Origin of the sequence: Oceanidesulfovibrio marinus (genome assembly GCF_013085545.1) — a bacterium.
Taxonomy (GTDB): Bacteria; Desulfobacterota; Desulfovibrionia; order Desulfovibrionales; family Desulfovibrionaceae; genus Oceanidesulfovibrio; species Oceanidesulfovibrio marinus.
This window is the reverse complement of the sequence record NZ_CP039543.1, coordinates 98,305-113,703: the sequence shown is the minus strand read 5'-3', so window position 1 is coordinate 113,703 and position 15,399 is coordinate 98,305. Positions and strand designations below refer to the sequence as shown.

Genomic DNA, 15,399 nt, shown 5'->3' with positions numbered 1-15,399 from the left:
GTTCTGAAGCTGCGGCGAAACACGGCCCAAGCTGAGCCGCCGGCACCGGTTACGGGGCGCATGGGGCCGCGGGCGCCCAGCCATGCGCAATGAACCCGGACATGCGATCCTCCAGGACTTTCCGGCCAACCGGACAACCGGACAGCGCGTCGCTACATCGGGTTCTTCCAGGCGGCGCGGCGGCGCGTGCGTTTCCGACCGGCCGCGGTCTGTACTGTTTTCCGATGTTTGCAACACAAAGCTACAGCGCCCCTACAGTGCCCGGCCGCATTGGTCAACTCCTCCTTGTTATCGGGGTGTACGCCCTGCGGCGCGAATATCAATCTATCGTGAATTATACTGAGATGTTGTGATAAAAAACCGGCTATCGGTCCGATCGGCGCTAATCCGTGCCGCCGCTGCGCTCCAGCAACTCCTGAAAAAAGGCCAGCATGTCGCGCCAGGCGCGTTTGGCTGCAATGGGATTGTAGCGCGCCCCTTCCGTATCCGCGGTCTCGTCGGTAAAGGCGTGCACGGCGTTGCCGTAGGTCGTGAACACCCAATCCACGCCGGCGTCCGTGAGCTCTTTCTGGAATGCGCGCACATCCTCGGGCGGGACCACGGGATCGTCCGCGCCATGCAATGCGAGCACGGAGCCGTGGAAGTTGCTCATCATGGCGGGATGCGGCGTGCTCAGGCTGCCGTGGATGCTGACCACGCCGAGGAGGTTTGCGCCGGCGCGTGCGCCTTCCAGGACCACGGCTCCGCCGAAGCAGTAGCCGATGGCGAAGAGCCGCCCCGGGTCGGTCAGGCTGCTCTCCCGCAAGGTCTCCACCGCGGCCAGGGCCCGGGCCTGCATCAGCTCGCGGTCCGCATAAAAGGATTTGGCCAGCTTGGCGGCCTCCTCACTGTTCGCGGCGCGCACGCCCTTGCCGTACACGTCGGCCACCAGCGCGGTGTAGCCCAGCTCCGCCAGACGCCGGGCCGTGTTCATCTCGTGCTCCCGCGGACCGTACCAGGCGTGGAAAATGACCACGCCGGGCCGCGGCCCGGAAATGGCGTCGTCGTAGGCCAGCACCCCTTCGAGCGTCTGGCCGCCCTGCTCGTAGTCCACTGTTTCCATGACCACCTCGGCGCGCGCCGGGGGCACGCTTTGAGAGAGGACCACGCCCAAAGCCAACGCCGTAACAACCATCGCTTTTGCGGAATATGCCATGAGACTTGCCTCCTGCGGCTGCGGGTGAGCAATCTGGTTTTGGATATGCCCAATATACACACAAATCCGCTTGAAAGTACATTGCGGTGCGGAAAACACAGCACACGAGCCCACGGTTCGTTGCCGTATCCTCCTGTTTTGCATAGAGTCGCACGCGAAAACTATCAGCATTCCGGAGCGCTCATGCTTTTTCGCATTGTTCGTTGCTGTATCATCCTTGCCGTGCTGCTTGTCCTGTTTGCCGGCAGGGAGAGCCGCGCGGCCGGTTTTGATCAGGCGCCGTCCCTGGCGGCCCTGGTTCGTAGCGGCGACCTGCCCCCGGCGCACGAACGGCTGCCCACCACGCCGCTGCTCGTTCGCGCCATACAACGCCCCGGCCGGTACGGCGGCGTCTGGCGCATGGGCATGCGCGGCAACCGCGACCACGCCCTGATCATCCGTACCATGGGCTACGAAAATCTCGTGCGCTGGGATCCGCTCTGGGCGCGCGTCATTCCGAACATTGCAGCGTCAGTCACCCCCAACGAGGAGTACACACGCTACCGCTTCCGGCTGCGTCCAGGCATGCGCTGGTCCGACGGCGAGCCCTTCACCGCGCGCGACATCCTGTTCTGGTATGAGGATGTGCTCATGAATCCTGATCTGACAAAGTCTCCACCGGAGTGGCTGACCGCAGGCGGCAGGCCCGTCAGTGTGGAGGTGGTGGACGAGTTCTGCTTGGATTTCGTGTTCGACAAGCCGTACGGCCTGTTCCTCCGGCGGCTGGCCCATCCCCTGGGCGCAGAGCCCACAAGCTACCCCATGCACTACCTTTCGCAGTTCATGCCGCGCTACAACCCGGACGTGGAGGCGCTGTGCAAGAAGGAAGGCGTGGCAGACTGGACGGCGCTCTTTGCCAAAAAATTCGGCGCCGTGGGCAACTACGACGATCCGAGCCGGTTCCGGAACCCTGATCTGCCCACTCTGCATCCCTGGGTGCAGGACACGGGGTACACCGAAAAGAGCACGGAGCTGACCGCGCACCGCAATCCGTATTACTGGAAGGTGGACGCCCTGGGCCGGCAGCTGCCGTACATCGACGAGCTGCACTTCGCCATCACCGATCAGACAGGTCTGGAACGCATGGCTGCCGCCGGCGAGATAGACATGCAGAACCGGCACATCGCCGAGGAGGGCAACCGACGGTTGCTGGAGAAGCATATGGCCGACGGCGGCTACCACTTCTTCCGGACCCTGCCCAGCCGCTCCAGCACCTACACCGTGTGCCTGAACATGACCCACCGCGACCCTGTTCTGCGCAAGATATTCGATGAGCTGGACTTCCGGCGCGCCCTCTCCCACGGCATCGACCGCGCCGCGCTCATCGCCATGCAGCAGCAGCCTGAAATCCTCCAGCCGTACCAGGTTGCACCGCGGCCGGAGTCGCCGTTCTACAGGGAGCGCATGGCCACCCAGTACCTGGAGTACGATCCGGCGCTTGCCGGCTCGCTGCTGGACGGCCTGGGACTGGCCCGGAACCCGGAAACCTCCATCCGCATGCTGCCGGACGGCAGCCCGCTGGCCTTCGAGGTGCTGTGCCAGACGCCGTACCTGCCCCTGCTGAAGCCGATCGTACAGGGCTGGCGTGAGCTGGGCCTGGACGTGACCGTCCGCGTGGTGAGCCGTTCCGAGGAGTATGCTCTCAAGGACACCAACCGCCACGACGCCCTCTTTGTTGGCGCCGAGGGGGGACTGGACGTTTTACTGGAGAACCAGTTCTATCTCCCCAGCAACATCGAGGCGGTCTACGGTGTGGCCTGGGTGCTGTGGCAGACGGACCACGATAATCCGATGGCCATGCGTCCGCCGCCCCGGGTCATGGAGCAGCTCAATCTGTACGACGACCTCAAGTCCACGGGCAGCCCGGCCGAACAGACCAGAATCATGAACGCCATTCTGGATATCGCGGAGGAGCAGTTCTACGCCATCGGCCTGTTCCTGCGGGAGCACGGCTACGGCCTGGTGCGGAACAACTTCCACAACGTGCCGGAGCTGATGCCCTATGGCTGGTCGTACCCCACGCCGGCCCCTACCAATCCCTCGCAGTACTACACGATTCCACCTGTGCAGAACTGACGGCCCATGGTCTCTCCTCCACGCCCCTTCTCCCGCCGCAGTCTGGCCTTCCGGGTCAGCCTTATCGTGGTATGCGTGGAGGTGGTGATCTTTTTCCTGGTAGGTCTCTTGTATCTGCAAATCCACGACCGGCAGATGGAAAAAGAGCTGGGGCAGCGCATCCGCGCCGTCACCAGGCTGGTCTCCAGCGGGGCCCTGGCCTACGACGCCCTGGGCGACAAGGATCTTGTGGGGCGTCTGGTGGGCAAGGGTTTCGAGGAAGCCATGGTCGTCGGATTCACGGGGATCATCTTCAACGCCACGGACCCCTCTCTGGTGGGCCGTGATATCCGGTCCGTCCCGAGCCTCGACCCGGAATGGTTCACCCAGGCGCGCAACGGCGGGTTTACGCACACCATCAAACACGACGGACGCCACGAAATCATCGCGGTCTTCCCGGTGCTCAACGCGGCCGACGGCGCCGCCTTTGTCTACACGTTTCTGCGGGTGGACAAGAGCCGCGTCTCGCAGCAAAGCCACGAGTTCTTTCTGGTGCTTCTCCTGGGCTCCGCCCTGGGCGGCATCGTCACCTCGCTGGCGCTCCTCGTCAGCTTCCGCCGGCTCGTCTTTTCCCGGCTCAGGCAGAATATGGCCGTGATGGAGCGCCTGACCGGCGGCGATCTGAGCGCCCGCATTCCGCTGCTGTCGCCGATACGCAGGGACGAGCTCGGCTGGATGGCCCATGGCTTCAACGAGATGGCCGAGTCCATGGAAAGCAACGTCACGCGCCTGAAGCAGGAGGTGGAAAACCGCACCCAGGCCGAGGCGGCGCTTTCCAGAGCCAAGGCCGAACTCGAAGAGCGCGTGGAGCGCCGGACCATGGACCTGGACCGCTCCAACCGGGAGCTGAAGCGGGAGATCGAGGAGCGCAAGGCGGCCGAGGCGGCAATGCGTGAGAGTCACAAACGGCTCCAGGGAATTCTGGACCACTCGCCGTCCGCCATCAGCCTTGTGAACTCGGATGGCCGGTTCATCATGGCCAACCTGCACTTCATGCTGCTCTTTGCGGCCGGCCGGACGGATATCGCCGGGCTCTCGCGCGCAGAGGTGTACGGGCAGGAGAACGCGCAGGTTCTGAGCGTGCTGGAGGATCAGGCGCTGGCTGAACGCAAGCCGATGGCCGACGAGGAGTCCTTTACCGTGGAGGGCGAGGTGCGCACCTACATGACCACGGCCTTTCCCCTGTTCAACGAGTACGGGGCGGCCTTTGCGGCATGCGCCATTCGCACCGACGTGAGCGACAGGAAGCGTTTGGAGGCGGAGTCCCTCCGCGCCGGGCAGCTTGCCTCGCTGGGCGAGCTGGCGGCCGGGGTGGCGCACGAGATCAACAACCCGCTCAACGGCATCGTCAACTACGCCGAGATCATCCACGACGAGCTGGCCGACGGCCCCTGCCATGATCTCGCGGCCAAGATCATCCACGAAGGGGAGCGTGTCAGCCGCATCGTGGCCAAGCTGCTGGCGTTCTCACGGTCGCGGTCCGAGCAGTTCGAGCCCGTGCAGGTGCGCGAGGTGGTGGACGACGCATTGCAGCTTCTCGAAGGCGGCGTCAATCGCGGCCGGGTCGCCGTGGATATCCAGGTGGACGACACTCTGCCCCGCATCCGGGCCCGCGCCCACGAGATCCGCCAGGTGCTGCTGAACATACTGAACAACGCGCTGCACGCGGTGACGCATGGCCAGACGCCGAGGCCGGACCCGCTCATCCGCATCGAGGCGCGGACCGCGTTGCACAACAGCGAAGCGTTCGTGGATATTTCGATCACGGACAATGGGTACGGCATCCCCGAATCGGCCATGAACCGCATCCTTTCGCCCTTCTTCAGCCTGAAGCCGCACAACGAGGGCACGGGCCTCGGCCTGTCCATCACCCATGCCATCGTCAAGGGGCACGGCGGCCGGCTCGACATCGCCAGCAAGGAGCACGAATACACCCGCGTTACCGTATCCATACCTATATACGGTGACACGTCTTTCTCTTGACATTCGTCCGTGCTTCCATGCTATTACACCAAATTATAATACAGAGGCACAGAGTATAGCTCTGGCGGCGCTGCTAGTTACGGGGCGCGTCGATTTTTCTGGAAAGGTTTCGTTTTCGAGCTCGTGCAACCTAATTAGCGATTGGCAAGGAGAATGCGGCATGAAAAAATCCCTTCTGGTCTGCCTGACGGCGGCCGCCCTGGTACTGGCATTTGCCCTCCCGTCCATCTACGCCGAGGACGCCCCGGCAGATGGTCTCGTGCTTGACCACACCGATGATGCAAAGGGCTACAAGGTCACCTTCAACCATACCTCGCACGCCTCCGTGGACTGCACCACCTGCCACCACCAGGAAGGCGACAAGCAGTATGCCAGCTGCGTGACCGAAGGCTGCCACAGCGCCACCGACAAAGCCGCCGATCTCTCCTGGTACAAGGTTGTCCACAACCGCAAGGCCGGCGTCAAGGAAACCTGCATGTCCTGTCACGTCGAGACCGCCGGCAGCGACAAGGAACTCAAGAAGAAGCTGACGGGCTGCATGGGCTCCGCCTGCCACCCCAAATAAGCCCAGGCGCACATAACTCGTTGATATGATGAGCCGGTCTCCCCTATTGGGAGGCCGGCTTTTTCTATGGGGGGCAGTGGTCCCGGGCGCCATGGCCATGCGTCTCTGTCTGAAGCGCGTGGTGATCTCAGGCGCGCCCGGATATCATGCACATCCGGAGCCAGGGGCCGTATTGATATGTCCCCGAATCGGGCATGGTGCTTCAACGGCTTGCCATGCTCCATGCATTGCAAAAAGATCGAAAACAACGCACTGGAACAGGGCTTACATAACTTTTACATCCCAAGATGCGCCATCTGCTGTTATAGGACAGTTCCAGAGCGCACAAATCCGGCGGGATACGCCGATTGCACCGGACATTCTGACAGTTTATTCAGAGAGACGCTTAAATCGTTGTCAGCCTCGATGAAATCACGTATTCATCCCGGCCGATCAAGACCCCGAAGGAGGTCCTCATGGCTGATGATTTTCGCTCACTACTCGAGACTATCTACCCCGAAGAGCCTACGCAGACCTGTTACGACGACCTGGCCATAGGGTCGTGGTTCACGGCATCCATCCAGGCGCGCAGGCCATACGACGACTCTCCCATGACCCTCAAAGATCCCCACAGCTACGACACGTTCCATATGAGCCTCATGACCCGCGGCGGCGTGATCACATACGGCGAGTGGGACGCCTGGACCGAGCTTTCCAACAAGCCCTGGGCTGAAAAGTTCCGTGAAGACTACCCGTTCCTGCTCGTTGCCGAAGACCTGACCGTGGAAGAGACGCAGCGCATCTACGACGACCTCGTGCGGTTTGCGGCGTCGAGGAAAGCTCCCAACGAATACAAATGACGCGTTTTTCATCTTTCCGAGCCATCTGAATCAGTATATATTGCATCATTCTCGACAACTGCGTCGAAAATCCGTCCGGTCGGTCGGCATGTGCTTTGAGCGAAACAGAACGCTTCGTCCGAACCACATGCCGGCCGCCTGACGGCGCGTGAAGCATCTGTTCTGGACTGGCGCCGCCCTGACTCCGGGGCTGCGCACCTGTCCGGCGACTGCGCCGGGCCCCTGGTCGTTTAACTCAGCATTGTATTGAGATTGAATATGAAGCAGCACAGCCGACTGTCCATCGGGCCTGCCCTCATTGGCGCGAGCACCCTGCTCGCGGCCCTGATCCTGGCGATTCCCGGGACCAGCCTGCTCGGTTCCGGCATTGCCTCCGCGAACCAGGAATTTTCGTACAACTCGGTCATCGACCTGGCACAGGAACTGAGCAAGAACCCATACGTGGAGGCCGCGCCCCTGCCGGAACCGTTCAGCCCCCTGGACTACGATGCCTGGCGGGATATCCGTTTCGATCCGGAGAAGTCCCTGTGGCGGAAGCAGAAGCTGCCCTTTGAAGTGCAGCTCTTCCACCCCGGCTTCCTCTATCAGAACACTGTCTCCATCAACATCGTGGACAACGGCAAGGCAGAGGAGCTGCCGGTGGAGAAGTCCATGTTCACCTATGGCCGCAACCGCACCCTGGGCGAGCAGCTTCCCGAGGTGATCGGCGCCGCCGGCTTCCGCATCCACGCCCCCATCAACACGCGCAAGTACTTCGACGAGTTCCTGGTCTTCCTGGGCGCCAGCTACTTCCGCGCCGTGGGCAAGGGCCAGAACTACGGCATCTCGGCCCGCGGCCTGGCCGTGGATACGGCGCTGCCCAAGGGCGAGGAGTTTCCCTGGTTCCGCAAGTTCTGGATCGTCAAGCCGAATCGCAAGGACAAGGACCTCGTCATCTACGCCCTGCTGGACAGCCAGAGCCTGACCGGGGCGTACGCCTTCCGCGTCTGGCCGGGCACCACCACGCAGGTCGACGTGGCGGCGCGCATCTTCCTGCGCAATCCTGTGGAAAAGCTTGGCTTTGCGCCGCTGACGAGCATGTTCTTCTATGGCGAGAACAGCCTGCCCAGCCCGCGCATGGGCTGGCGGCCCGAGGTGCACGACTCCGACGGCCTGCTGGTCAACCTGGCCAACGGCGAGTGGCTCTGGCGGCCGCTGCAGAACCTGCGCACCCTGCAGCTCTCCAGCTTCGAGGCCAATGACGTGCAAGGCTTCGGCGTGCTGCAGCGCGACCGCAACTTCCACGACTACGAGGATCTGGAAGCGCACTACGAGCAACGGCCCAGCGTGTGGATCGAGCCCATCGGCGCCTGGGGCAACGGCCACATGGAGCTGGTGCAGATTCCTTCGGACCAGGAGATTCACGACAACATCGTGGCTTACTGGACCCCGGACACCCTGCCCACCGATGACCAGCCCCTGGCCTTCGAGTACCGCATGCGCTGGATGGGCGACCCGGCCGAGCTCTCGCCCGGCGGCTACGTCACCTCCACCCGCGTTGGCCGTGTGCACAAGCAGGAGGACGCGAAGGAGGAGCAGGACGGTGAGGTCTACATCTTTGTTGTGGACTTTGGCGGCGAGACCCTGGCCAAGATCGATCCGGACGAAGAAGAGCTCTCCGCCAATGTGGATGTAGGCCAAGGCGCCGAGCTCCTGGAGCAGCAGGTCTTCCCCAACCCGGAGACCAAGGGCTGGCGTCTCTCCTTCAAGGTCCGCTTTGCCAGCAAGTCCACCCTGGAGCGCATGCTGCCCGACAAGGAGGGCCCCATCGAGCTACGCGCCTTCCTGCGCCACAAGGATGACGTGCTGAGCGAGACCTGGAGCTACACTTTCAAACCCGAGCTTCAGGAGTAGTCCGCACCATGCCCCCCTCTGTCGCACCCAACCAGCCGCATACGCCGCCGACCCCTGCCGCTGCAGGCAACGGCTCCCGGGAAAAGGAAGCCGCCGGCGCGCGTCTGATGTCGTATCTACGGCGCCTGCCCCTGGCCGAGAGCGAACGGCTGGAGCGCGCCCTGCGTGTTGTCCGCGCCATGCACCCGGACGAGGACGAGCCCGGACCGGCGGCCATGCAGGAGCTCTTCGAGGAAGGCGTGGGCCCGGCCACGGAGTCGTGGCCCTGCGCCCAACCGCCCATCTCGCGCCTCTCCATGGCGCCAGAGCGCTGCAACAACCGCCCCTGGCTGGCGCGCATGCCGCGCAAGCGCATGAAGCAACGGTGGGTCAAGGCGTCCAGACACCGCCGCGTGGCCCTCACCCTGCTCATCACAGGGCTCACGGCCGTGGCCGCCTGGCGCATGGCCACCGTGCTGCCGCACCAGGGCAGCACCTATCTGGAGATGGTGCTCATCGGCGTCTTCGCCATACTTTTCGCCTGGATATCCCTGGGCTTCTGGACCGCCATCGCCGGGCTCGGCGTTCTGATACGCGGCACGGACCGCTTCGCCATCACCAGGCCACGGCCCACGGACAACCCCGTGCGCGACGATGTGCGCACCGCCCTGGTCTTCCCGGTCTACAACGAGGACATGAACCTTGTCTGCGCCGGAATCGAGGCGGTCTATAACTCCATAGAGCGCACGGGGCGCCTGGCCAGCTACGACATCTACCTGCTGAGCGACACACAGAACCCCGACGCCTGGGTGGAGGAGGAAGCGGCCTGGGCTAGGTTGGTGCGCCAGCTGGACGCCGAGGACCGTATCTTCTACCGCCGCCGCCGCACCAACATCAAAAAGAAGAGCGGCAACGTTGCGGACTTCTGCCGCCGCTGGGGCAAGAACTACACGTACATGACGGTGATGGACGCCGACAGCGTGATGAGCGGCGAGACCCTGAACCGCATGGTCGAGCTCATGGAGCGCAAGCGCAACGTGGGCATTCTGCAGAGCCTGCCCGCCGGCGTAAACCAGCACACCTTCCTCGGCCGGGTGCAGCAGTTCGCGGCCCGGCTGTACGGCCCGGTGTTCACGGCCGGCCTGCACTACTGGCTGCTGGGCGATGCGCCGTACTGGGGCCACAACGCCTTTATCCGGGTGCGGCCCTTTATCCGCCACTGCGGCCTGGGCCGTCTGTCCGGACGGCCGCCCATGGGCGGCGACATCATCAGCCACGACTTCGTGGAGTCCGCGCTGATGCGCCGGGCCGGCTACGAGGTCTGGCTGGCGTACGATCTGCCCGGCAGCTACGAGAAGGGGCCGCCCAACCTGCTTTCCGAGATGACGCGCGACCGCCGCTGGTGCAAGGGCAACCTCCAGCACCTGCGCCTGGTCTTCACCCGCGGCATCTTCTCGGCCCACCGCGCCCTGTTCCTCAACGGCATCATGGCCTACGGCTCGGCCCTCCTGTGGTTCCTCTTCCTGGCCGTATCCTCGGCCGAGGCCATTGTGGAGGCGTTCACCGAGCCCAGCTACTTCAGCAACGCCAAAAGCCTCTTTCCCCAGTGGCCAAGCTGGGAGCCATGGTGGGCGCTCAGCCTGCTGGCCACCACGGGCGTGCTGCTCTTCATGCCCAAGATCCTGGTCTTCATGCTCGTGGTCATCAAGGGCCGCAGCAAGGGGTTCGGCGGCTTCTTCCGCCTGCCCATCAGCATCTTCATCGAGGTCCTGACCTCCACCCTGCTCGCCCCCACGCGCATGCTCTTCCACAGCAAGTTCGTGTTCGCCACCCTGCTCGGCTTCGAGACCCATTGGCTGAGCCAACAACGCGAGGACGCGCCCACCACGTGGGGCGAGGCCGTGCGTTCCCATCTGGGCGGCACCATCCTGGCTGCGCTGTGGGGCTTTGCCCTGTTCCTGCTCAACCGGGAATTCTTCTGGTGGGTCTCGCCCATCTTCATGCCCATCGTGCTCTCCATCCCCATCTCGGTGTGGACGAGCAAGCCCAGCCTGGGCAGGGCCATGTACCGCATGGGCTTTCTGAGAACGCCTGAGGAGGTGGACCCGCCGCGCGAGCTGGTGGAGACCGCCGAGGCGTACGAGCGCAACGTTGCCGCCAGGCGGCCGCTGTCCATACCCAATGGCCGCGGCTTTGCCCTGGCCGTGGTGGACCCGGCCACATGCGGCCTCCATCTGCGTCAGCTCAACGGCTCCAAGCAGCTGAATCCCTCAGTCTGCGCAGAGCGGGACGAGTTCGTGGCCAAGGCGCTGGAGAACGGTCCGGAATCCCTGACGCCGTTCCAGAAGAAAGCGCTGTTGTATGACCCGCGCGCGCTGTCCGACCTGCACCGGCAGGTCTGGACCCTGCCGAGGGACCTGCTGGCCAAACGCTGGGGCATTGTAACCGAGTAGCGGCAGGGCGAATCGCCTTTTCCGCAACGCGGCCTACTTCCACACAACCACTAGGCGTCGCTCCCGGATGACAGATATCCGAGGGCGACGCTTTTCTTCGGAGACAACGCCGGTGCCCGGTGCAGTCTCCGGATCGAAAAGACACCGGAAAACTGCCCTGCCCCCTTGCCCTCGCTCCCTGTTCCGTTAGGATGATACGACTCGTATTCCGATGGCAACGCCTCTGCGGCGGAGCGCCGGGCCATGCGCGCCGGCTTCCGCTCCGCATACGTATCCTAACCTTCCGGGGGGAAGCGCCATGGCTGGCACCATTCCATTCGCATCAACACACGTATCCAATACGCGGCCGCGTTCCTGCCGCGGCATTCTTTCCTGCTCGATCCTGCTGCCGGTCCGATGGCTGGCGCTGCTCCTGCTGACGGCCGCCCTGGCCGGATGCGGCTCTCCAGGTCCGGAGGCAACAGCCAAGCTCTTCGTCCACCACTACGTCAACAACCACCCCATGGCGCTGCAGTACTTCGACCTCCGGCCGGACGGCGTGGAGCACATCACCCCGGAAGAGCGCGATTTCAACGCCCGGCCCCTGCTCATGAAAATGTTCCGCGACAGCGTGCTGGAGGAGGACGCCGGGCTGATGCGCGTGAACACAGCCCGCGTCACCGCCAGGCTCGTCTCGCAACACGGCCCGGACGCCGTGGTCTATCTGGGCGGGCAGATCGAGTACGTGTATCGCGACTCGCCGACGCGCATCGTGACGTTGGACAACCTGGTGACGCTGCACAAGGAGGATGGCCGCTGGAAAGTGCACGGCGCCGTGCTCGGACAGGGCGGGTAGCGAATCGCCACACTCCAGCCGGGCAGGCGCCGTGTTTGCCTGGGAAAAACAACGGCACCATTGTACGGGCACCGCCGCGAGAGCTGTCAGACCGGCGGTGCGAAGATGGCGTCGAGCCGCTCGGCGCTCCACCCGGCGCTTTCCAGCGCGGTGCGGGCCTGTGCGGCAGTGGCATCGGTCACGTCCACGCCGTTGGACGCGGTGAGCACGGATATGGCCAGCGGAATCAGCTCCGGCGTGGTCATGAGCTGGGCTTTCTCGGTATCGGTAAACCGCGCCTGGAACTCTGCCGTGCCCAGGAGCCGCGCCTCTTTCAGTCTGTCGACAAGCTGACCGTCCACCACCATCTGTGTGTTTGCATCGGCCGGGGCATTGACGATGAGCACGCCGCCGCCCGGATACTTGGCAAGCACGCACGCACAATGCGCCTCGGCTTGGCCGTCCCCCGTGTCGCCGATCTGGCTGCGGATTACGCCGTCTGCGTCATATATGATGTGGTATTGCATCACATTCCCTCCGGTAAGAACCATCCAGTGTTATACACCCAGGCCAGATTGCCATCGTTCGTGTTGTGCACAATTTCACCCTGCAGATCGGCGTTAACAGGAACGCGTACCACTTCCATTCCGTATCCGTTTCCTGTTGAGAATGATATACGCACTCCGCTTCCTGTTTCTCCTGCCGTTCTATAAAAAAGTGTAGCAGAATTGTTTCCGTAGCCCCCATTCTGAAATGTACCGAATACTGTCCGGCAAAATGCAGGTGCTGTCCATTGGACCACCACATATGTCATATCCAGGTCTGTTCCGGATATATTCGTGGCAAACTCGTTTTGATAGGTGACCAAGCCGTTGGCATACACAAAGGCATAGATGGCTCCATCCCCTACAGTGTACACGGCAAATATACACCGATTGCCGCTCGCGTCGTACCACCCCTGCCTGCTCGCATCCCATACGGGCGCAGTGGCGGAGTTCACGAAATCGGCAGAAGTGAGCGTGCCAGCCGCTCCGCTCTTGATGTAGAGATACTGCCATTCGGCAGTCGAGGAGGACAGGCCGGTCATGGTGTAGACGATGTCCGCTGATGTGAACGCGATGACGCCGCCGATCTCGTAGGCGCAGCCGCCTGCCAGGGTGATCTCCGTGGGGCCGGTGCGCTTGAACTGCGGACGCCGCGCCAGACCGTTAATGTAGCCCGCGCCCCCAGCCGCAGGCGCTTGCCAGCCCGCGGCGCCGTCGCTCTGGCGCACGAGCATGTCACCCACGCTGCCGCCGGAAGGAACGCGGCTGTTGTAGGCCAGCGCGGCAATTCCGGCCACCTCGTCCATGGCGGCCTGGACGTTTGTCCCCCCGGCGCCGGAAGAGCCGTTGTCGTAGCCGATGCTCGCCGCCGTATGGGCGTTCGGCTCTGTCTTGTGCAACGCCACAGCAGAGGAGGCCTCCCCTGCCGGGTCATAACTCCCGTCGTGATCATGGTCGGACCGCGCTGCCGTCTCCGCGGCTCCGGGCCCGGCAAGGTCTGTTGTCCGCAGGATAGTGGCGTCGATCCGCTCATAGCGTGCATCCCCGCGGGCATCGGTGTGGTACTGGGGATGGTCGTCATCTTCCAGACCGGACAACGCGCCATGGTCGGTGGCTCCGCCGCCGGTCCCGATCAGCGTGTGGTCATACGCCGCTTCGTGCGCAGCCCTCTGAGTCGTCGCTTCGCCTGCCGGGTCCGCCCCGGCCAGGGCAGCGGTCACGGCATGCGGGTTGTCAGTGTCCGCCAAATGGGCGTCGTAAGCGTCATGATCGTAGGCGGTTTCATGCGCCGCGCGTTGCGACGCAGCCTCCCCGGCCGGATCCGCACCAACCTGCGCCGCCGTCACGGCATGGGGGTTGTTCTCCCGAGACTCGTGTGCGGCTACGGCTGCCGTGGCCGAGCCCAGGGCGTCATAGTCGCCGTCGTGACTGTGCGCGGCTGGAGGAAAGGCCGAAGGCGTATCCGTCACGCCGTTCCAGGGAACGGAAGCCGCCGCATCCACAATGCCGTCGCCATCAACGTCGTAGACCGAGGCGAGCATGTCGCCCCCGCCGGCGAACTGCCCAGCATCGCCCCACTCCAGCCCGGCGGCGGAACGCCGGAGCACCTGCCCGGTCTGTGCAGCATCGTGGCCGGGAATGGCGTCCAGGGTCGCGCGGTTGGCGTGGGCGTGAAGCTGCGCGTGCGTATGCCCTGCATTGGCCTTGCCACTCAGGGCGATGTCCACCGCTTCCTTCCGGTAGTAGCGCACGTCCCCACGGCTGTCCGTGTGGTAGTGCGGATGGTCGTCGTCCCCCAGGCCCAGCAGCAGGCCGTGGTCCGCCACGCCGCCCTCCCCGCTCTGGTACACGCTCACGCGCACCAGCTTGTCAAAGCGCACGTGGAAGGCCCGCCGCACCACCGTGGCATGAATCTGCGCGCTCATCGCTCCGCCCTCCTGGTCACCGGCTCCTTCACCAGAACCGCGCCGCGCCACAGCACATGCGGTCCGGGCAGCAACCGCACGTCGGCCAGGTACTCGCCCGGCTCCACGCCGATGGTCTTCTCCGACTCGAAACGCAGTGCGCTGACCCCGCCCGAGGCGTTGGTATGGGCAGACACTTCGACCGTGAGCATGGCGTCTTCGTCCGCATCGTCCAGCCGGCGCTTGATGGTGGCCAGCAGCGTGGCGCTGGTCAGGTCCACTGGCGTTTCCTCGCGCGTGTCCTCGTCATACGCGCTCACAACGATCTCCCATTCCCAGAGATCGCCGCGGTACTCCTCAATCATGTCCTGCATTGGTATGCTCCTTCGCGTCTGGAAGTTGCCCGTGCCCGCCAGCGGCGCACGCCGCTGCCGCGAAAGTGGTGGACCACATACTCGCCGGGGAACTCCGGCAGCGGCTCGTCGGGGTGCAGCGCGCCCAGGTTGAGCGCAACGGACAGCCACGTCCCCTGCTCCACACCGCCGGCCAGGGCCTGCAGGCACGACTGCCAGAAGGCTGACATGGCCGGGCTCTGGATACCGGAGTAGAACGCCGCGAGCGGACCGCGGTCAAAGAGATGGGGCCGGCCCTCGCGCATGTCGAAACGCGGCCTGGCGCGCAGCCGGGCGTCCGTATCCAGCCAGACCATTCGTGATTTGTGCAGCGCCAGGTAGACGCGGCAGAGGTCCATGCACGCGCCGAGCGGCGCGTTGTTGCGTCCGTGCCAGCGCACGTCCAGGCCGAGGTGCTCGCAGAGGTTCAGCCACAGCGGCCAGGGGTCGATGCGCCGCGCGCCCAGGTCGTACGCCAGGGCGGCGTCCTCCGTGATCAGCAGGTATTCGTCCGCCTCGTCCAGCATGGCTCGGTTGGCGAGCATGATCTCCCGCCGCCACTCCGGCAGCGGCACGGCCGGACCACCGAGAAAGGGGAAGCGGTCCACCCAGGCCTGGACAAACGTGAGCGGCGCGTCCACGAACCGGCGGCGTCGGTACGGCGTTGCGTGCGTAGTCATTGT

12 protein-coding genes are annotated in these 15,399 nt (G+C 64.1%); 7 read left to right on the top strand and 5 right to left on the bottom strand.

Features of this window, described 5'->3' with window-relative positions:
• Positions 1-382: 382 nt before the first annotated feature.
• Positions 383-1,195 (bottom strand): dienelactone hydrolase family protein, encoded by an 813-nt coding sequence (locus tag E8L03_RS00485; RefSeq protein WP_216367922.1) that lies wholly within the window; start codon positions 1,193-1,195, stop codon positions 383-385.
• Positions 1,196-1,378: 183 nt separating this feature from the next.
• On the opposite strand from E8L03_RS00485, the gene E8L03_RS00480 reads away from it, so the two are divergent.
• From E8L03_RS00480 to E8L03_RS00450, 7 genes are all read left to right on the top strand, one after another.
• Positions 1,379-3,310 carry an ABC transporter substrate-binding protein gene (locus tag E8L03_RS00480; protein ID WP_171266259.1) on the top strand — a complete coding sequence of 644 codons (1,932 nt, stop codon included), beginning with the start codon at positions 1,379-1,381 and terminating at the stop codon, positions 3,308-3,310.
• 6 nt (positions 3,311-3,316) lie between these two features.
• Complete coding sequence (locus tag E8L03_RS00475) at positions 3,317-5,332, top strand: ATP-binding protein (RefSeq protein ID WP_171266258.1); 2,016 nt, start codon at positions 3,317-3,319, stop codon at positions 5,330-5,332.
• A gap of 160 nt (positions 5,333-5,492) precedes the next feature.
• Positions 5,493-5,897 carry a cytochrome c3 family protein gene (locus E8L03_RS00470; RefSeq protein ID WP_144304926.1) on the top strand — a complete coding sequence of 135 codons (405 nt, stop codon included), beginning with the start codon at positions 5,493-5,495 and terminating at the stop codon, positions 5,895-5,897.
• Between the two features lie 455 nt (positions 5,898-6,352).
• Entirely contained in the window at positions 6,353-6,736 is a 384-nt protein-coding gene (locus tag E8L03_RS00465; protein ID WP_144304927.1) for a hypothetical protein, read from the top strand.
• A gap of 258 nt (positions 6,737-6,994) precedes the next feature.
• Positions 6,995-8,629 carry a glucan biosynthesis protein G gene (locus E8L03_RS00460; protein ID WP_144304928.1) on the top strand — a complete coding sequence of 545 codons (1,635 nt, stop codon included), beginning with the start codon at positions 6,995-6,997 and terminating at the stop codon, positions 8,627-8,629.
• A gap of 8 nt (positions 8,630-8,637) precedes the next feature.
• On the top strand, positions 8,638-11,061 hold the full coding sequence (mdoH, locus tag E8L03_RS00455; RefSeq protein ID WP_244963615.1) for a glucans biosynthesis glucosyltransferase MdoH: 2,424 nt from the start codon (positions 8,638-8,640) through the stop codon (positions 11,059-11,061).
• Between the two features lie 298 nt (positions 11,062-11,359).
• Positions 11,360-11,896, top strand: coding sequence for a nuclear transport factor 2 family protein (locus tag E8L03_RS00450; RefSeq protein ID WP_144304929.1), 537 nt, complete (start codon positions 11,360-11,362; stop codon positions 11,894-11,896).
• 86 nt (positions 11,897-11,982) lie between these two features.
• On the opposite strand, the gene E8L03_RS00445 is transcribed toward E8L03_RS00450, so the two are convergent.
• The 4 genes from E8L03_RS00445 to E8L03_RS00430 are packed head-to-tail and all read right to left on the bottom strand — an operon-like array spanning position 11,983 to position 15,396.
• Positions 11,983-12,402, bottom strand: coding sequence for a hypothetical protein (locus tag E8L03_RS00445; protein ID WP_171266257.1), 420 nt, complete (start codon positions 12,400-12,402; stop codon positions 11,983-11,985).
• Positions 12,402-14,345: a hypothetical protein gene (locus E8L03_RS00440; RefSeq protein WP_171266256.1), complete on the bottom strand. Its 1,944-nt coding sequence runs from the start codon at positions 14,343-14,345 to the stop codon at positions 12,402-12,404. Before E8L03_RS00440 ends, E8L03_RS00445 begins: the two co-directional genes overlap by 1 nt.
• Positions 14,342-14,698, bottom strand: a complete 357-nt coding sequence (locus E8L03_RS00435; RefSeq protein WP_144304932.1) for a hypothetical protein — start codon at positions 14,696-14,698, stop codon at positions 14,342-14,344. Before E8L03_RS00435 ends, E8L03_RS00440 begins: the two co-directional genes overlap by 4 nt.
• Positions 14,686-15,396: a hypothetical protein gene (locus E8L03_RS00430; RefSeq protein WP_171266255.1), complete on the bottom strand. Its 711-nt coding sequence runs from the start codon at positions 15,394-15,396 to the stop codon at positions 14,686-14,688. Before E8L03_RS00430 ends, E8L03_RS00435 begins: the two co-directional genes overlap by 13 nt.
• Positions 15,397-15,399: the final 3 nt, after the last annotated feature.